At 63.1% G+C, this 17,402-nt stretch carries 14 protein-coding genes and 6 tRNA genes; 2 read left to right on the plus strand and 18 right to left on the minus strand.

All coding sequences use genetic code 11. The features are described 5' to 3' along the window. Window positions 1-5: 5 nt before the first annotated feature. The 6 genes from ACTORR_RS06080 to leuC all read right to left on the minus strand — a co-directional run bounded on the left by ACTORR_RS06080 (window position 6) and on the right by leuC (window position 6,510). The gene (locus ACTORR_RS06080; protein ID WP_054885746.1) at window positions 6-1,010 is read right to left on the minus strand and encodes an aspartate-semialdehyde dehydrogenase; all 1,005 of its coding nucleotides are present in this window, start codon (window positions 1,008-1,010) and stop codon (window positions 6-8) included. A 219-nt stretch (window positions 1,011-1,229) separates the two neighbouring features. Continuing rightward, window positions 1,230-2,342, minus strand: a complete 1,113-nt coding sequence (gene asd / locus ACTORR_RS06085) for an aspartate-semialdehyde dehydrogenase (protein ID WP_441343583.1) — start codon at window positions 2,340-2,342, stop codon at window positions 1,230-1,232. Between the two features lie 63 nt (window positions 2,343-2,405). Then, window positions 2,406-3,488, minus strand: coding sequence for a 3-isopropylmalate dehydrogenase (gene leuB, locus ACTORR_RS06090; protein ID WP_441343584.1), 1,083 nt, complete (start codon window positions 3,486-3,488; stop codon window positions 2,406-2,408). 54 nt (window positions 3,489-3,542) lie between these two features. Next, window positions 3,543-4,307: a class I SAM-dependent methyltransferase gene (locus ACTORR_RS06095; RefSeq protein WP_099814840.1), complete on the minus strand. Its 765-nt coding sequence runs from the start codon at window positions 4,305-4,307 to the stop codon at window positions 3,543-3,545. A 128-nt stretch (window positions 4,308-4,435) separates the two neighbouring features. Next, the gene (gene leuD / locus ACTORR_RS06100; RefSeq protein WP_054885742.1) at window positions 4,436-5,080 is read right to left on the minus strand and encodes a 3-isopropylmalate dehydratase small subunit; all 645 of its coding nucleotides are present in this window, start codon (window positions 5,078-5,080) and stop codon (window positions 4,436-4,438) included. After that, on the minus strand, window positions 5,077-6,510 hold the full coding sequence (leuC, locus tag ACTORR_RS06105) for a 3-isopropylmalate dehydratase large subunit (RefSeq protein ID WP_054885741.1): 1,434 nt from the start codon (window positions 6,508-6,510) through the stop codon (window positions 5,077-5,079). Before leuC ends, leuD begins: the two co-directional genes overlap by 4 nt. A 131-nt stretch (window positions 6,511-6,641) precedes the next feature. Between leuC and ACTORR_RS06110 the strand changes: the two genes are divergently transcribed. Beyond that, window positions 6,642-7,520 carry a LysR family transcriptional regulator gene (locus ACTORR_RS06110; protein WP_441343585.1) on the plus strand — a complete coding sequence of 293 codons (879 nt, stop codon included), beginning with the start codon at window positions 6,642-6,644 and terminating at the stop codon, window positions 7,518-7,520. A gap of 62 nt (window positions 7,521-7,582) precedes the next feature. Beyond that, window positions 7,583-10,879 carry a PAS domain S-box protein gene (locus ACTORR_RS06115; protein ID WP_313365292.1) on the plus strand — a complete coding sequence of 1,099 codons (3,297 nt, stop codon included), beginning with the start codon at window positions 7,583-7,585 and terminating at the stop codon, window positions 10,877-10,879. Between the two features lie 44 nt (window positions 10,880-10,923). On the opposite strand, the gene ACTORR_RS06120 is transcribed toward ACTORR_RS06115, so the two are convergent. From ACTORR_RS06120 to gltX, 12 genes are all read right to left on the minus strand, one after another. After that, complete coding sequence (locus ACTORR_RS06120) at window positions 10,924-11,367, minus strand: Hsp20 family protein (protein ID WP_054885738.1); 444 nt, start codon at window positions 11,365-11,367, stop codon at window positions 10,924-10,926. A 225-nt stretch (window positions 11,368-11,592) separates the two neighbouring features. Further along, a complete protein-coding gene (locus tag ACTORR_RS06125) occupies window positions 11,593-12,564 on the minus strand; it encodes a tRNA dihydrouridine synthase (protein ID WP_099814837.1) in 972 nt (323 codons plus the stop codon). Window positions 12,565-12,615: 51 nt separating this feature from the next. Next, entirely contained in the window at window positions 12,616-13,050 is a 435-nt protein-coding gene (locus tag ACTORR_RS06130; RefSeq protein ID WP_262110364.1) for an acyl-CoA thioesterase, read from the minus strand. Window positions 13,051-13,156: 106 nt separating this feature from the next. Further along, window positions 13,157-13,984, minus strand: a complete 828-nt coding sequence (locus tag ACTORR_RS06135) for an alpha/beta hydrolase (protein ID WP_054885735.1) — start codon at window positions 13,982-13,984, stop codon at window positions 13,157-13,159. A gap of 24 nt (window positions 13,985-14,008) precedes the next feature. After that, complete coding sequence (locus ACTORR_RS06140) at window positions 14,009-14,548, minus strand: TetR/AcrR family transcriptional regulator (RefSeq protein ID WP_054885734.1); 540 nt, start codon at window positions 14,546-14,548, stop codon at window positions 14,009-14,011. 173 nt (window positions 14,549-14,721) lie between these two features. Then, window positions 14,722-14,797, minus strand: a tRNA-Glu gene (locus ACTORR_RS06145). 42 nt (window positions 14,798-14,839) lie between these two features. Continuing rightward, window positions 14,840-14,915, minus strand: a tRNA-Ala gene (locus ACTORR_RS06150). Window positions 14,916-14,979: 64 nt separating this feature from the next. Next, window positions 14,980-15,055: transfer RNA gene (locus tag ACTORR_RS06155), tRNA-Glu, on the minus strand. Between the two features lie 42 nt (window positions 15,056-15,097). Further along, a tRNA-Ala gene (locus tag ACTORR_RS06160) sits at window positions 15,098-15,173 on the minus strand. A gap of 53 nt (window positions 15,174-15,226) precedes the next feature. Beyond that, window positions 15,227-15,302, minus strand: a tRNA-Glu gene (locus ACTORR_RS06165). 72 nt (window positions 15,303-15,374) lie between these two features. Then, window positions 15,375-15,450 (minus strand) — tRNA-Ala (locus ACTORR_RS06170). A gap of 334 nt (window positions 15,451-15,784) precedes the next feature. Further along, complete coding sequence (gltX, locus tag ACTORR_RS06175; RefSeq protein ID WP_313365275.1) at window positions 15,785-17,266, minus strand: glutamate--tRNA ligase; 1,482 nt, start codon at window positions 17,264-17,266, stop codon at window positions 15,785-15,787. Window positions 17,267-17,402: the final 136 nt, after the last annotated feature.

Genomic DNA, 17,402 nt, shown 5'->3' on the forward strand with positions numbered 1-17,402 from the left:
ATCTTTTACACCATGTGTTTAATCAACAATTGCGCCACCTGTACGGCGTTCAAAGCAGCGCCCTTGCGCGCATTGTCAGTGGTCAACCAAAGGTTGAGCTGCTGTTTTTCGTCAATTCCATGGCGTACACGACCAACATAGACCACGTCTTGGCCGACTGCGTCACCGACCGGGGTCGGATAATCGTCGTTTGCCACCAGCTCGATGCTTTCGGCCTGTTCCAGTGCCTGGTTGACCTGGCCCAGATCGACCGGGCGACGGCTCTGCACCGCCACACTGAAGCTATCGCCGAAAAACACCGGGACTTGAATGCAGCTCACGGAAATCTTCAGTTCCGGCAGGCCCAGCAGCACGCGAAGTTCACCCACCAGGCGGCGCTCTACGGCAGTATGCCCCTGCTCGTCGACGCCCCCGACCTGGGCCAGCACGTTGAAGGCCATCTGGCGATCGAAGAAGCGCGGCTCCAGTGGCCGGGCATTGAGCAGCTCGGCGGTTTGCCGGGCCAGTTCGCTGACCGCTTCACGGCCTTGCGCCGACACCGCCAGGGCAGCCATGACCTGCACCCGCTCGATATCCAGTTGGCCCTTGAGCGGTGCCAGGGCAACCGCCAGGGCCACGGCGGCGCAGCTGGGGCTGGTGATGCGCGCAGGCAGGCTGAGGCTGGCGACACTGTCACCATTGGCCTCCGGCACCACGGCGAGGGCATTGTCCAGGCCGCCGGAAAGGTCGATGACCGTGCAGCCGGCCTGCTCGGCCTTGCTGGCAAAACTGCGGCTGACGGCCGGACTGGTGGCAAAGAAGGCCAGCCTGACCTGGGCGAAGTCGAAACTGTCGACCTCACGCACCTTGAGCTTCCTGCCGGCGAACATCATGCTGCTGCCCGCCGATTCCATGCTGGCCAGCAGGTGCAGGGTGCCAACCGGGAAGGCCAGTTCTTCGAGGATCTGCACGAGGGTTTCACCGACGCTGCCGGTGGCGCCGACGACGGCGATATCCAGGGGAGTGGTCATGCTAGGGATCCTTTTGCTGAAACGGCGGGGGCGGCACTTTACTTGGATTGTAGGCTTTTGTCTGTGCTGGCCTCTTCGCGGGTGAACCCGCTCCCACAGGTACAGCGCTATCTTGAGGGTCTGTGTTTTTCCTGTGTGGGTTCACCCGCGAAGAGGCCAGTGCAGGCATAAAAAAACCCGCGCTGTCACCAGCGCGGGTTTTCGGTGCAGCCCAAGCGATCAACGCTCCAGCAGGATTCGCAGCATGCGCCGCAGCGGTTCGGCGGCGCCCCACAGCAGCTGGTCACCCACGGTGAACGCGCCCAGGTACTGCGACCCCATGTTCAGCTTGCGCAGGCGGCCAACCGGGATGTTCAGGGTACCGGTCACCTTGGTCGGGGTCAGCTCTTGCATGCTGATCTCGCGCTGGTTCGGCACCAGTTTCACCCACGGGTTGTGCTGGCTGATCATGCCTTCGATGTCGGCCAGAGGCACATCCTTGTTCAGCTTGATGGTCAGCGCCTGGCTGTGGCAGCGCATGGCGCCGATGCGCACGCAGATGCCATCGACCGGGATAGGGCTCTTGAAGCGGCCGAGGATCTTGTTGGTCTCGGCCTGGGCCTTCCACTCTTCGCGGCTCTGGCCGTTGGGCAGCTCCTTGTCGATCCACGGGATCAGGCTACCGGCCAGCGGCACGCCGAAGTTCTCGGTCGGGAACCCATCGCCACGCATGGTTTCAGCCACCTTGCGGTCGATGTCGAGGATGGCGCTGGCCGGGTTGGCCAGGTCATCGGCAACGGCTGCATGGGTAGCCCCCATCTGCTTGATCAGCTCGCGCATGTTCTGAGCACCAGCACCGGAAGCCGCCTGGTAGGTCATGGCGCTCATCCACTCGACCAGGCCAGCTTCGAACAGGCCGCCCAGGCCCATCAGCATCAGGCTGACCGTGCAGTTGCCGCCGATGTAGTTCCTGGTACCGGCTTCGAGCTGCTGGTCGATGACCTTGCGGTTGACCGGGTCCAGCACGATCACCGCATCGTCCTGCATGCGCAGCGACGAAGCGGCATCGATCCAGTAACCCTGCCAGCCGGCTTCACGCAGCTTGGGGAACACCTCGTTGGTATAGTCGCCGCCCTGACAGGTCAGGATCACGTCGAGGGTCTTGAGTTCTTCAATCGAATAAGCGTCCTTGAGCGGAGCAATATCCTTGCCCACGTTCGGGCCCTGGCCACCTACGTTGGAGGTGGTGAAGAACACCGGCTCGATAAGGTCGAAATCCTGCTCCTCCAGCATCCGCTGCATGAGCACGGAACCGACCATACCGCGCCAACCGATCAGACCTACACGTTTCATCGCAACTACACCTTTGCTAAAAGTGGGCCGCCACCTCGAGTTTTTGGTGGCGGGCCAGAGAGATTACAGATTCCGCAGCGCTGCGACTACTGCGTCGCCCATTTCCTGCGTGCCTACTTTGTTGCAGCCGGCCGACCAGATGTCACCGGTGCGCAGGCCCTGGTCCAGCACGATGCTGACCGCCTTCTCTATCGCCTCGGCTGCCACCTGCTGGTTGAAGCTGTAACGCAGCATCATCGACACCGACAGGATGGTCGCCAGCGGGTTGGCGATGCCCTGCCCGGCGATGTCCGGGGCCGAACCGTGGCAAGGCTCGTACATGCCCTTGTTTTCGGCGTCCAGGGAGGCTGAAGGCAGCATGCCGATGGAACCGGTCAGCATGGAAGCCTCATCCGACAGAATGTCACCGAACATGTTGTCGGTCACTACCACGTCGAACTGTTTCGGTGCGCGAACCAGCTGCATCGCAGCGTTATCGACGTACATGTGGCTCAGTTCGACGTCCGGATAGTCCTTGGCCACATCTTCGACCACTTCACGCCACAGCTGGCTGGAGGCCAGGACGTTGGCCTTGTCCACCGAGCACAGCTTCTTGCCACGCACGCGGGCCATGTCGAAGCCGACCCGGGCGATACGGCGCACTTCGCTTTCGCTGTAGGGCAGGGTGTCGTAGGCCTGGCGCTCGCCACCTTGCAGCTCGCGCTGACCCCGCGGGGCACCGAAGTAAATGCCGCCGGTCAGCTCGCGGACGATGAGGATATCCAGGCCCGAGACGATTTCCGGCTTCAGCGAAGATGCATCGGCCAGTTGTGGGTAGAGAATGGCCGGGCGCAGGTTGGCGAACAGGCCCAGTTGCGAACGGATTTTCAGCAAGCCGCGTTCCGGGCGGATGTCACGCTCGATCTTGTCCCATTTCGGGCCGCCTACGGCGCCCAGCAGCACGGCGTCGGCCTTGCGGGCACGCTCCAGGGTCTCGTCAGCCAGCGGTACGCCGTGCTTGTCGATGGCGGCGCCGCCGATCACGTCGTGCTCGAGGCTGAAGCCGAGCTGGAACTTGTCGTTGGCCAACTCCAGCACCTTGACCGCCTCGGCCATGATTTCCGGGCCGATGCCATCACCTGGGAGAATCAGAATCTGCTTGCTCATGCTTTCCTCTATACATTCACGCGGTGCGGCCATGTGGGCCTCACCGAAAAGTTCTTATCGCTCGGCCCACAACACCAGCACATCGGTGCTGAACGAGCCATCGGCCTCGATCTGGTAATACTGCCGTACTTCTGCGCCCATGGCTTGCTGCAATTGGAGAATGGCAACGCGCATCGGCTCGGGGGTGCGCATGCGCTCGACCCAGCTGCTGAATTCCAGGCGTAGTGGCTGGCGCGTGTGGCTGCGCACGTGCAGGCCGGCTTCGCTGACCTGGCGCTGCCATTCGGCGGCCGAGTAGTCGCGCACGTGACTGGTGTCGCGCAGCACTTCCACGGCCTGCAGGTAGGTGTCGAGCAACGGGCTGCCCGGCGACATCACGTCGATGAACGCTGCCACGCCGCCCGGCTTGAGCACCCGGCGCACTTCGCGCAGGGCCACGCCCAGGTCGCTCCAGTGATGCGCCGAATAGCGGCTGAAGACGAAGTCGAACGACGCGTCGGCGAACGGCAAGCGTTCGGCCGCACCGCATTCGGTGGTGATATTGCCCAGGCCGCGCTCGCTGGCGGCGCTGGCAACCACGTCGAGCATCGATTGCGAGAGGTCGTAGGCGACCACCTCAGCGACCAGGGGCGCGACGTGGAAACTGACATGACCGGCACCGCAGCCCAGGTCCAGCACGCGGGCATCGCCCTGCCCTGCCAGCGCGGCCTGCAACAGGGCGAACTCGCTGCCCTGGGCGTGCACGGCGCTGCTGAGGTAGGCGCTGGCCTGTTCGCCGAACTGGCGTTGGACCACATCGGTGTGGGTGGTGCTGATCATGATTCAATCCTTTAGAATTTTGTTGCCAGGACCGGCCTCTTCGCGGGCATGCCCGCTCCCACAGGGATCACCTATCTCTGTGGGAGCGGGCGTGCCCGCGAAAGGGCCGGCACTGTCACCTGCAAATGTCAGGCATCACGGAACAGCCAAGGCTGGCCGGCGCGGTGCTTGCCTTCGAATGCCTTGATCGCGTCGCTGTCCTGCAGGGTCAGGCCGATGTCGTCCAGGCCATTGAGCAGGCAATGCTTGCGGAACGCGTCGATTTCGAAGTGCAGCACCTTGCCGTCCGGGCGGGTCACCGCCTGCGCCTGCAGGTCGATGGTCAACTGGTAGCCCGGGTTGGCTTCGACCTGCTTGAACAGCTCGTCGACTTCCTCGTCGCTGAGGATGATCGGCAGCAAGCCGTTCTTGAAGCTGTTGTTGAAGAAGATGTCGGCGAAGCTCGGTGCGATCACGCTGCGGAAGCCGTATTCGTCCAGTGCCCAGGGCGCGTGCTCACGGCTCGAACCGCAACCGAAGTTCTCCCGTGCCAGCAGTACGCTGGCCCCCTGGTAACGCGCGTGGTTGAGCACGAATTCCTGGTTCAGCGGGCGCTTGCTGTTGTCCTGGTACGGCTGACCGACATCCAGGTAACGCCATTCGTCGAACAGGTTGGGGCCGAAACCGGTGCGCTTGATCGACTTGAGGAACTGCTTGGGGATGATCTGGTCGGTGTCGACGTTGGCACGATCCAACGGCGCGACGAGACCGGTGTGCTGGGTAAAGGCTTTCATGCTGCGCTCCCTTGGATCAACTCGCGGACATCGATGAAGTGGCCAGTCACCGCGGCGGCGGCGGCCATGGCCGGGCTGACCAGGTGAGTACGGCCACCGGCGCCCTGACGGCCTTCGAAGTTGCGGTTGGACGTGGACGCACAGTGCTCGCCGCTTTCCAGGCGATCCGGGTTCATTGCCAGGCACATCGAGCAGCCGGGTTCACGCCATTCGAAGCCGGCTTCGAGGAAAATCTTGTCCAGGCCTTCACGTTCGGCCTGGGCCTTGACCAGGCCCGAACCTGGCACCACCAGCGCCTGCTTGACCGTCGCGGCAACCTTGCGGCCCTTGGCGATCGCGGCGGCGGCGCGCAGGTCTTCGATGCGCGAGTTGGTGCACGAACCGATGAATACGCGGTCGAGCTTGATGTCGGTAATCGCCTGATTGGCGGCGAGGCCCATGTACTTGAGGGCGCGCTCGATCGAACCGCGCTTGATCAGGTCTGGCTCGGCAGCCGGGTCCGGCACGCGCTGGTCGACGGCCAAGACCATTTCCGGCGAAGTGCCCCAGCTGACTTGCGGCTTGATCTGCGCAGCGTCGAGTTCGACCACGGTGTCGAACACGGCATCGTCGTCGGACACCAGGTCCTTCCACGCCTCGACGGCACGCTTCCAGTCCTCGCCCTTGGGCGCATACGGGCGGCCTTCGACGTAGGCGATGGTGGTGGCGTCGGTCGCTACCAGGCCCACACGGGCACCGGCTTCGATGGACATGTTGCAGATGGTCATGCGGCCTTCCATGGACAATTCACGGATGGCGCTGCCAGCGAACTCCATGGCGTGGCCATTACCACCGGCCGTGCCGATCTTGCCGATCACGGCAAGGACGATGTCCTTGGCGGTGACGCCGGCTGGCAACTGGCCTTCAACCCGTACCAGCATGTTCTTCATCTTCTTGGCAACCAGGCACTGGGTGGCGAGCACATGCTCGACCTCGGAGGTACCGATGCCGTGGGCCAAGGCGCCGAAAGCGCCGTGGGTGGAGGTGTGCGAGTCACCGCAGACCACGGTCATGCCCGGCAAGGTGGCGCCCTGCTCCGGGCTGATGACGTGGACGATGCCCTGGCGTTCGTCGTTCATCTTGAATTCGACGATGCCATATTCGTCACAGTTTTCATCGAGGGTCTGCACCTGCAGGCGCGACACCTGGTCGACGATGGCTTCGATGCCGCCCTTGCGCTCTGGCGTGGTCGGCACGTTGTGGTCCGGGGTGGCGATGTTGGCATCGATGCGCCACGGCTTGCGATTGGCCAGGCGCAGGCCTTCGAAGGCCTGGGGCGACGTCACTTCGTGAATGATATGGCGGTCGATGTAGATCAAGGACGAGCCGTCATCACGGCGCTTGACCTCATGGGCTTCCCAGAGTTTGTCGTAGAGCGTTTTGCCAGCCATCAGACTGTTCCTCATCAGCGTCTTTCTATGCCAAAGACCCCTTGGCTTGTACGGACGATGCTATGGGGTTAGATTGAATAACTCAAATTCATAATTTTTATGCTTTGGATAACCAAAAGGAATCCGAAATCGTGGACCTGGCCAACCTCAGCGCGTTCATTGCCATTGCCGAGACCGGCAGCTTCTCGGGTGCCGGCGAGCGCCTGTTTCTGACCCAGCCAGCGATCAGCAAACGCATCGCTGGCCTGGAACAGCAACTGGACGTGCGCCTGTTCGACCGCCTGGGGCGCGAAGTGACCCTGACCGAAGCCGGCCGCGCCCTGCTGCCCCGCGCCTACCAGATCCTCAACGTTCTCGATGATACCCGCCGGGCGCTGACCAATCTGTCGGGGGAAGTGAGCGGTCGACTCACCTTGGCCACCAGCCACCACATCGGTTTGCACCGCCTGCCCCCGCTTTTACGGGCGTTTACCCGGCAGTACCCGGCTGTGGCGTTGGATATTCAGTTCATGGATTCGGAACAGGCCTACGATGAAATCCTCCATGGCCGCGCTGAAATTGCCGTCATTACCCTCGCCCCCGAGCCTCACCACCTGGTCAGGGCCGTACCGGTATGGGACGACGCCCTGGATTTCGTGGCGGCGCCCGAGCATCCACTGGCCAGCAACCAGGCGGTCAGCCTGGCCGATGTCGCCCGCCACCCGGCGGTATTCCCCGGCGGCAATACTTTCACCCACCACATCGTCCAGCGCCTGTTCGAAAGCCAGGGCCTGACGCCGAACATCGCCATGAGCACCAACTACCTGGAGACCATCAAGATGATGGTGTCGATCGGCCTGGCGTGGAGCGTGCTGCCCCGGACTATGCTGGATGATCAGGTTGCACCTATCGCCTTGCCCGGCATACAGCTGTCGCGCCAGCTAGGCTACATTCTGCACACGGAGCGAACGCTATCGAACGCTGCCAGGGCCTTCATGGCCCTGCTCGACAGCCACGCAGGGTCCGCCTGACCGGCCGTCAGCTCGGCATTTCCAACTTCATGGACGCGTCACACGCCAAAGGTCTGGTACCAATGCCCAAATCAGCAAAACGTTTTCCGCGCCTGCCGCGCATCCCAGCGGCCGACCCGCAGGAATCGGAACAGGCCTGGCAGAATGCCCCGCAGCTGCTGGCCGCCCTCAACGGCGCACGCCTGGGCGCCTGGCTGTGGGATATCGACACCGGCAGGATCAGCTGGTCAAGGGGCACCCAGGCGCTGTTCGGCTTCGACCCGCAACGCCCGCTGCCCAACGACATCGATTACCTCGACCTGCTGCCGGAAGAAGACCGTGCGCGTACCCGGCAACTGTTCCACGCGGTGGTCAATGGCGAGCCGGTGGAACAAGCCATGCGCCATCGCATCCGGTGGCCGGATGGCACCCTGCACTGGCTGGAAATCAACGGCAGCCTGACCCATGACCCTCACGGCCGGCGCCAGATGATCGGGGTGATCCGCGAAATCACCCGTCAGCGCGAACGGGAAACCGCGCTGATCAACTCGGAAAAGCGCTTCGCCACGCTGTTCCACCTGAGCCCCAACGCCATTTTACTGAGCCGCCGCCAGGACGGCATGATCATCGAGGTCAACCAGCACTTCGAAGACATGTTCGGCTGGCCCGGCGGCCAGGTGATCGGCAAGACCAGTATCGAGCTGGGCCTGTGGGTGAACCCCGAACAACGTCACCAGGTCATCGAGGCCACCCGCGGCAACCACGGCCCGGCGATCATGGAAGTGCAGTTCCGCGCCAGCACCGGCAAGCTCCACGACGGCATCCTGTGCACCCAGAGCATCGAGATGGAGGGCGTGACCTACCTGATCAGCACCTTTGTCGACACCACCGAGCGCAAACGCGCCGAACAGGCCCTCAAGGACAGCCAGGAACGCCTGGACCTGGCGCTGGACTCGGCGCAACTGGGTACCTGGGACTGGCACATCCCCAGCGGCATGCTCTACGGCTCGGCCCGCGCCGCACAATTGCACGGGCTGGATCCGGTGCCGTTCCACGAGTCGTTCGATTCGTTCTTCGAAGGCGTGCCGGAACACGAACGCTCCAGCATGCGCCAGGCCTACCGCAGCCTGCGCGAAGGCCCGGCCGGCAACTACCAGATCACCTACCGCGTGCAGCTGGAAAACGGCACTTCGCGCTATATCGAAAGCCGCGCTCGGCTGTATCGCGATGAGCAGGGCAACCCGTTGCGCATGGCTGGCACCTTGCTGGATATCACCGAGCAGGTGGAGCGCGAACAGCGCCTGAGCGCCTCGGAAGAAAAATTCGCCAGCCTGTTCCAGGTCAGCCCCGACCCGATCTGCGTGACCCGCCAGGACACCGGTCAGTTCATCGAGATCAACCCGGCCTTCACCCAGACCTTCGGCTGGAGCGCCGAACAGGTGATCGGCCGCACCGCCGAAGAGATCGGCCTGTGGGCCGAGTCGATCGAACGCGCCCAGCGCATCGAGCGGGTGATCCGCGAGCAGGCACTGAGCAACGTGGCGGTGGTGGTCAACCACCGCAATGGCGCGCCACTGACCTGCGTCATTGCCAGCCGCCTGATAAGCGTCGATGACCAGCCGTGCAGCGTCACCACGCTGCGCGACATCACCCAGCAGCAACGCGCCGAAGCGGCGCTCAAAGCCAGCGAAGAGAAGTTCGCCAAGGCCTTCCACTCCAGCCCGGACGCCATCACCATCACCGAACGCCGCAGCGGCCGCTACCTGGAGGTCAACGACGGCTTCTGCCGGCTGACGGGCTACAGCGCTGACGAAGTGATCTGCCGCAGCGTCTACGAAATCGGCATCTGGGCCGACGACAAGCAGCGCAGCGCACTGCTCAGCGAGCTCAAGGAGCGTGGCCGGGTGCACCACCGGGAGATGCTCGGGCGCAACAAGCGCGGCGACATCCTCACCGTGGAGGTGTCGGTGGAGCCGATCAGCCTCAACGAGGCGGACTGCCTGCTGCTGACCGCCCGCGATGTCAGCCAGCTGAAGAACGCCCAGGCGCAGATTCGCCACCTCGCCTACCACGACCCGCTGACCAACCTGCCCAACCGCGCCTTGCTGATGGACCGCCTGAGCCAGCAGATCGCCCTGCTGCGCCGCCACAACCTGCGCGGCGCGCTGCTGTTCCTCGACCTCGACCACTTCAAGCACATCAACGACTCGCTCGGGCACCCGGTGGGCGACACAGTGCTGAAGATCATTACCGCCCGCCTGGAAGCCAGTGTGCGCCTGGAAGACACCGTGGCGCGCCTGGGCGGCGATGAGTTCGTGGTGCTGCTCAGCGGCCTGGAAGGCAGCCGCGAGGCCGTGGAAGGCAAGGTTCGCGAACTGGCCGACACCCTGCGCGAACTGCTGGCCGAACCGATGTCGCTGGATGGCCAGCGCCTGCAGGTTACGCCGAGTATCGGCGTGGCATTGATCCCCGACCACGGCACCACGCCGGCTGACTTGCTCAAGCGCGCCGATATCGCCCTGTACCGGGCCAAGGACTCCGGGCGCAATACCACCGAACTGTTCCATACCACCATGCAGAAGGCCGCCAGCGAGCGCCTGCGCATGGAAAGCGACCTGCGCCTGGCCCTGGCGCGGGGCGAACTGGCCTTGCATTTCCAGCCCCAGGTCGATGCCCGCGACAATCGCATCGTCGGTGCCGAAGTGCTGCTGCGCTGGCATCATCCGCAACTGGGCCAGCAACCGCCGGCGCAGTTCATCCAGGTGCTGGAAGAAAGCGGCCTGATACTGGAAGTTGGCAGCTGGATTCTCGACGAAGCCTGCGATGCCTGCGCGCACATGCTCGAGGACGGCCTGATCGACGCCAGTGATTTCAGCCTGTGCGTGAACATCAGCCCGCGGCAGTTCCGCCAGAACGATTTCGTCGAGCGGGTACTGCGCAGCCTGGATGACTACCGCCTGCCACGGCAGATGCTGAAGCTGGAGATCACCGAGGGCATCGTCATCCAGAACCTGGAAGACACCATCAGCAAGATGCGTGAACTCAAGCGCTATGGCGTGAGCTTTGCCATGGACGACTTTGGCACCGGCTATTCCTCGCTCACCTACCTCAAGCGCCTGCCGGTGGATGCCTTGAAAATCGACCAGACGTTTGTCCGCGACGCACCCGATGACCCCAACGATGCCGAGATTGTCCGCGCCATCGTGGCCATGGCCCGCAGCCTGGACCTGGCGGTGATTGCCGAAGGGGTGGAACTGACCGAACAACTGGCGTTTCTCGAACGCCTGGGCTGCTACCTGTACCAGGGCTACCTGCACAGCCGGCCGTTGCCGCTGCCGGAGTTCAGGCAGATGTTGCTGGAAGCACCGGCAGATTACTGAAACGAAAAAAGGGCACCCGAAGGTGCCCTTTCTTCATCCTGAACTCAGTTCAGTGCTGGCTGGTCGCCATTGATCGGGATGCGCTTGGCCTTGGCTTCTTCCGGCACGATGCGCAGCAGGTCGATGCTGAGCAGGCCGTTGGCCAGGCCAGCCGACTTGACCTCGATATGGTCGGCCAGGCGGAACGACAGCTTGAAGGCACGCTGGGCAATGCCCTGGTGCAGGTAGGTCACTTCAGCGGTGCCGTTCTCGCGCTTGCCACCGATTACGGTCAGGACACCCTTTTCGACTTGCAGGTCGAGGTCCTGCTCCTGGAAGCCGGCTGCGGCCACCACGATGCGATAGTGGTCATCGCCATGTTTTTCCACGTTGTAGGGAGGGTAGCTGCTACCCGCCTCATTGCGCGCCGCAGACTCGAACAGGTCGTTGAAACGGTCGAAGCCAACGGAATGGCGGAACAGTGGAGCGAGAGAGAAAGCGGTAGTCATGGTCATAAACTCCTGAGGTTCAGCAAGTAAAGTCACTGCGCGACCCGACTTCGGCATCGCGTACTCAAGAGATATGGCCAGCGGGAAAGCTTTCAAGGGGATCGCTGAAAAAATATGGAATCAGTGTCAGGTTTTTCGCGGGCATGCCCGCTCCCACAGGTACAGCACCGGCCTCAAATCCCGTGCTATCCGTGTGGGAGCGGGCGCGCCCGCGAATAGGCCGGATCAGGCAACACAAGCCTCGAAGGATGTCGCTTCAACCCCAAGCAACCGGCTGATGCGGGCGCAATCATCCTCACGCCGCAACTCGGCAAACAGCACCACCGCCTCGGGATAACTGCGGGTCAGCATCGCCAGCCACTGCTTCATCCGCCCAGGCGCATAGCGCGGCGACAGCTTGGCCTGAGCCTGGCGCCAGAACTCGCGCAGCAACGGCAGCAAGTCATCCCAGCTTAGTGGCTGGTACTCGCGCCCATCGCGCGCCGCGGCGATCTGCAGGGCCAGGTCCGGGCACGACACCAGCCCGCGCCCCAGCATGATGTCTTCAGCACCACTGACCTCGCGGCAACGCCGCCAGTCGTCAACGCTCCAGATTTCACCATTGGCAAACACCGGCACCCGCACGACATCCTGCACCCGCGCCACCCACTCCCAGTGGGCGGGTGGCTTGTAGCCTTCGACCTTGGTTCGCGCATGCACCACCAGGTGCGCCGAGCCGCCGTCGGCCAACGCCGTGGCACACTCCAGCGCCCCATCCGGGCTATCGAAACCCAGGCGCATCTTGGCAGTGACCGGGATATGCGCGGGCACCGCACGGCGCACTTCGCGAACGATGGCATGCAACAACTCCGGCTCCTTGAGCAGCACCGCGCCGCCACGCGACTTGTTCACGGTCTTGGCCGGGCAGCCGAAATTCAGGTCGATGACCGGCGCCCCCAGCTCGCAGGCCAGCGCGGCGTTTTCTGCCAGGCACACCGGGTCCGAGCCCAGCAACTGCACACGCATCGGCACGCCAGCGGCCGTGCGCGCGCCCTGGCGCAGCTCAGGGGCGAGCTTGTCGAACGAGGAGGCCGGCAGCAGGCGGTCACACACGCGGATGAACTCGGTGACGCACCAATCGATGCCGCCCACTCGGGTCAGGACGTCGCGCAGGATGTTGTCGACCAGCCCCTCCATGGGGGCCAGGGCAATTTGCATGTCGGGGTCTCGGCGGAAAAAGGCGGCAGTCTAGCAAAAAAAGCCGTGGTTTCAGTTGCCGATCAGCGCCGGCCCGTAACCCTCGAGAAACTCCGCCGGCATGCGTTTGGGCTTGCCGCTGGACAGCTCGATGCAGGCAAAGGTGGTCTGGGCACGCAGCAAGGTCACGCCATCACGTGGACGCTTGAGCTGGAAGCGCCGGGTCATGCGCAGGCGCTGGTCCCAGTCGATGATCCAGGTGGCCAGTTGCAGCTCATCGTCCTCGTAGCCCGCAGCAAGGTAGTCGATTTCGTGGCGCACCACCGCCATGGCCCGGTCCAGGCGCCGGTATTCGGCCAGGTCCAGCCCCAGGCGCTGGGAGTGGCGCCAGGCGCAACGCTCCAGCCAGGTGACGTAGACCGCGTTGTTGGCGTGACCGAGGCCATCGATGTCCTCGCATCCGACGCGCAGGTCGATGATGAATGGTGCTGCCAGGTCCCAGCTCATGCCTGTTTCCTTGAAGGAAAACTGGATTTAGCATGGCCAAGCGGGCAAATGTCCAGCCTTTGTGGTGGATTGCCCGGCCTCTTCGCGGGCAAGCCCGCTTCCACAGTCAGGCACTCTGCCGCGAAGGCTCACGGGCCAGCAGCTCCAGTACCGCCTCGCTCAGACGCGGGTCAGCCAGCAGGCGCTGATGCCCACCCTCCTCCAGCAGCATCAGCCGGCTGTCGAACCAGGCCTTGTGGATGACTTGCGCCTCACCCGCGGGCACCAGCGCGTCATCCGCAGCATGCACCACCAGCCCCGGCAGCTCCAGCTGGTAGCCACTGACATCGAGGCGAGCGATCTGCATGCCGACATCGCGCTCGACCTGGCGGATGAACGCCGCCCTGGCCCGCGCCGGCAACCCCAGACGCTGGGCAAAGCCACGCAACACACCCAGCAGCTGCGCCGGGGCCGCAATGCTCACTGCGGCCTCGGCGCGCAGCCCCATCTGCAGCGCCAGCAACACGCTGGCACCGCCCATGGAGTGACCGATCACGGCACGTAGCGGCGGCAACTCGGCAGCCGCTTCCAGCAGTGCCCGGGCAAACAGCACCACATGCGCCTGCTGGCCGGGCGAGCGACCGTGGGCCGGGCCCTCCAGCGAGACCACGGTGTGCCCGGCCCGCACCAGCGTTTCGATCAGCGCCGCGAACTGGGTCGGGCGCCCTTCCCAGCCGTGCATCAGCAGCACCGTCGGCCCTTTGCCCCAACGCAAGGCCGACAAGCCGAAGCGCAAGGTGATGCGCTCGGCACTGGCCAGCAGCGGCAGCTCCCATTGCCGGGGCGGCAGGTTGCGCGGGGTCATGAAGGCACGGCGCATCTTGCCGGCGACGTGCTCGGGGGCCAGTCGACCCAAGGTGCCATTTACGCCACGAATCCAGCTCAGGGTAGTCATCGCCTTGCTCCAGGACCAGGGGTATCAGAGAACTGCCGACTTGGCGGCACGCAGAATGCGATCGGACAACTCGCCCGGGCCCAAGGCCCGCGCCAGGGCCAGGCCACCGATCATCAGGGCCAGGTCAGCCAAGGCTTTGTCGGCGTCTTCCGGGCGGTCGACCATCGCCGCCGTCATCAGCTCGATGTGCTCGGCCAGCACTTCACGGAAGGCTGCCGGCAGGCGCTGCATCTCGCCGAGCGAGTTCGGCAGCGGGCAGGCATGCACCTCGGCGTCACGGTGCTTGCGCGACAGGTAGAAGGCGCTCGCCAGGGCACGGCGCCCTTGCCCATCGAGGTTCGGGTCCATCTGGGCGAGCAAGGCACGCCGTTCGCCCAGCAACTGGCGGAAGGCTTCGAGCATGAGTTCGTCCTTGCTCTCGAAGTGCGCATAGAAACCACCCACGGTCAGGCCCGCCGCGCCCATTACCTGGCTGACGCTCGGCTCGGCCGGTCCATGCTGGATCAACGCGCTGCGGGCGGCTTCGAGAATGCGTTCGCGGGTCTTGCTCTTCTTGTCGCTCATTGGCCGGCTGCCGATCAAAATATGATGATCGAAATATTATTCCCATCATATTTTTTCGCAAGCAGAATTTGCCACCGCTTGTCGGCAGCAGCTTTTTTTCGGCGGGAAAAAAACAAAAGGCCCATTCAATAATCGAATGAGCCTTAAAAGTCCCGCAAAACTCGGGTAAAAAATGGCGTCCCCTAGGGGACTCGAACCCCTGTTACCGCCGTGAAAGGGCGGTGTCCTAGGCCACTAGACGAAGGGGACGTAACCTTCGCGAAGATTCGACGCATCGAACCCTGGCAGAATTGGTGGAGCTAAGCGGGATCGAACCGCTGACCTCCTGCATGCCATGCAGGCGCTCTCCCAGCTGAGCTATAGCCCCGAAACAAAAGACTCATTCAATATGCGAACGAGCCTTTTTAAGTCCCGCAAAACGCGGGTAAAAGTGGCGTCCCCTAGGGGACTCGAACCCCTGTTACCGCCGTGAAAGGGCGGTGTCCTAGGCCACTAGACGAAGGGGACGTAACCTTCGCGAAGATTCGACGCATCGAACCCTGGCAGAATTGGTGGAGCTAAGCGGGATCGAACCGCTGACCTCCTGCATGCCATGCAGGCGCTCTCCCAGCTGAGCTATAGCCCCGGATTTCTAGCCTCTCGGCCCAGCGACATCGTGAAACATCGCTTGTGCAAAACTGGCGTCCCCTAGGGGACTCGAACCCCTGTTACCGCCGTGAAAGGGCGGTGTCCTAGGCCACTAGACGAAGGGGACGAACCTTCTTACCTTCAAGACCTGGTTGCTGGACCCGATCTTGCTCGACAGCCATGGCTGCCAAGCGGAATTTGGTGGAGCTAAGCGGGATCGAACCGCTGACCTCCTGCATGCCATGCAGGCGCTCTCCCAGCTGAGCTATAGCCCCACAATGTCGCTCTGAACAGAAGCGCTGGCTGGGTGCCTGGCGTTTCGTTTTCGTTCATCGCTGTGGACGGGGCGCATATTAAGATCGGATCGCAGGGCTGTCAAACTAAATTTTGAAAATATTCAAAATTTTTTTCACAGATAACAATCACTTACCGCCCTGCCCGCCCAAACCTGAACATCAAGGGCCCTGGGATCAACTTGTGGGAGCGGCCTTGTGTCGCGAAAGGGCCGCAACGCGGCCCCGGCGATGTTTGCCTTGAAGCTGAAATCGTGGAACCGCGTTGCGGTCCTTTCGCGACACAACGCCGCTCCTACAGGCCGGTGAAAGGCTATCAGGCGATGTTGGCCAGCAGCTTTTCCCATTCCTTGTTTTCTTTCTTCGACACACCACCGAGCAGGTCCAGGGCCTGGCGCAGACGGTAGCGGGTCAGGTCGGGGCCAAGGATTTCCATGGCATCGAGCACCGACACCGAGCTGGCCTGGCCGGTAATGGCGGCGAACATCAGCGGCATGGCGTCACGCAGCTTCAGCTCAAGCGCTTCGACCACGGCCTGGATGCAGCCGGTGATGCGCTCTTTCTCCCACTGGCGCAGGCTTTCCAGTTTCCACAGGATCAGCTGCATCACCTGGCGCACCTGGTCGGCGGACAGCCTCTTGCTTTCGAACAGCTTGGCATCGAGCTTGAGCGCGCCCTCGAAGAAGAAACCACCCAGCGGGGCGATCTGGCTGAATGTCTCGACCCGGCCCTGCACATGCGGGGCGATTTTCATCATGTAGTCGCTGTTGAATGCCCACTTCTGCACACGTGCGGCGAATTCTTCTACCGGCAGCTCGCGCAGCCACTGGCCATTGAGCCAAGACAGCTTCTCGATGTCGAAGATCGGGCCACCCAGGGAGATACGCGACAGGTCGAAGTGCTCGACCATCTCGGCCAGGGAGAACTTCTCGCGCTCGTCCGGCATCGACCAGCCCATGCGGCCCAGGTAGTTGAGCATGGCCTCGGGCATGAAGCCCATGCGCTCGTAGAAGGTCACCGATGTCGGGTTCTTGCGCTTGGACAACTTGGACTTGTCCGGGTTGCGCAGCAGCGGCATGTAGCAAAGCTTCGGCTGCTCCCAACCGAAATACTCATACAGCTTGATCAGCTTCGGTGCCGACGGCAGCCACTCTTCGCCGCGCAGGACATGGGTGATGCCCATCAGGTGGTCATCGACCACGTTGGCCAGGAAGTAGGTCGGCAGGCCGTCATTCTTCATCAGCACCTGCATATCCATGCGGTCCCAGGGAATTTCGACGTCGCCACGGAGCATGTCCGGTACCACGCAGATACCTTCGCTCGGCACCTTCATGCGGATCACATGCGGCTCGCCGGCGGCCAGACGACGCTGCACTTCTTCGGCGCTCAGCAGCAGGGCACGGCCGTCGTAACGCGGGGTTTCACCACGGGCCATCTGTTCGGCACGCATCTGCTCCAGCTCTTCGGCGGTGCAGAAGCAGTAGAAGGCGTGGCCGGCATCGACCAGCTCCTTGGCGTACCTGGCGTAGATCTCGCCACGCTCGCTTTGCCGGTACGGACCGTGCGGGCCACCGACATCCGGGCCTTCGTTCCATTCGATGCCGAGCCAGCGCAGGGCGTCGAAGATCTGCTGCTCAGACTCGCGCGTGGAGCGCAGCTGGTCGGTGTCTTCGATACGCAGGATGAACTCACCGCCGTGCTGCTTGGCAAAGCAGTAGTTGAACAGGGCGATGTAGGCGGTGCCGACATGGGGGTCGCCAGTGGGCGATGGCGCGATACGCGTGCGAACGGTGGTCATGAGAGTCTCGAACGAAAGATGAAACAAAGGCGGGATGTTAGCAGGGAGCAGGCACTGGGCTCCAGCAATGGCGCGAACGTCACTTGTCGGCTGGCCATGTGCCGCTGTTAAATTCATTTACATTTCTGGAACGATA

Source organism: Pseudomonas sp. SAR267, assembly GCF_052077595.1.
Classification (GTDB): Bacteria; Pseudomonadota; Gammaproteobacteria; order Pseudomonadales; family Pseudomonadaceae; genus Aquipseudomonas; species Aquipseudomonas vlassakiae.

Excerpts from the sequence above, each read along its gene's own strand:
- ACTORR_RS06080 (WP_054885746.1), bottom strand. The coding sequence starts at position 1,010 with ATGACCACTCCCCTGGATATCGCCGTCGTCGGCGCCACCGGCAGCGTC.
- asd (WP_441343583.1), bottom strand. The coding sequence starts at position 2,342 with ATGAAACGTGTAGGTCTGATCGGTTGGCGCGGTATGGTCGGTTCCGTG.
- leuB (WP_441343584.1), bottom strand. The coding sequence starts at position 3,488 with ATGAGCAAGCAGATTCTGATTCTCCCAGGTGATGGCATCGGCCCGGAA.
- ACTORR_RS06095 (WP_099814840.1), bottom strand. The coding sequence starts at position 4,307 with ATGATCAGCACCACCCACACCGATGTGGTCCAACGCCAGTTCGGCGAA.
- leuD (WP_054885742.1), bottom strand. The coding sequence starts at position 5,080 with ATGAAAGCCTTTACCCAGCACACCGGTCTCGTCGCGCCGTTGGATCGT.
- leuC (WP_054885741.1), bottom strand. The coding sequence starts at position 6,510 with ATGGCTGGCAAAACGCTCTACGACAAACTCTGGGAAGCCCATGAGGTC.
- ACTORR_RS06115 (WP_313365292.1), top strand. The coding sequence starts at position 7,583 with ATGCCCAAATCAGCAAAACGTTTTCCGCGCCTGCCGCGCATCCCAGCG.
- ACTORR_RS06120 (WP_054885738.1), bottom strand. The coding sequence starts at position 11,367 with ATGACTACCGCTTTCTCTCTCGCTCCACTGTTCCGCCATTCCGTTGGC.
- ACTORR_RS06125 (WP_099814837.1), bottom strand. The coding sequence starts at position 12,564 with ATGCAAATTGCCCTGGCCCCCATGGAGGGGCTGGTCGACAACATCCTG.
- ACTORR_RS06130 (WP_262110364.1), bottom strand. The coding sequence starts at position 13,050 with ATGAGCTGGGACCTGGCAGCACCATTCATCATCGACCTGCGCGTCGGA.
- ACTORR_RS06135 (WP_054885735.1), bottom strand. The coding sequence starts at position 13,984 with ATGACTACCCTGAGCTGGATTCGTGGCGTAAATGGCACCTTGGGTCGA.
- ACTORR_RS06140 (WP_054885734.1), bottom strand. The coding sequence starts at position 14,548 with ATGAGCGACAAGAAGAGCAAGACCCGCGAACGCATTCTCGAAGCCGCC.
- gltX (WP_313365275.1), bottom strand. The coding sequence starts at position 17,266 with ATGACCACCGTTCGCACGCGTATCGCGCCATCGCCCACTGGCGACCCC.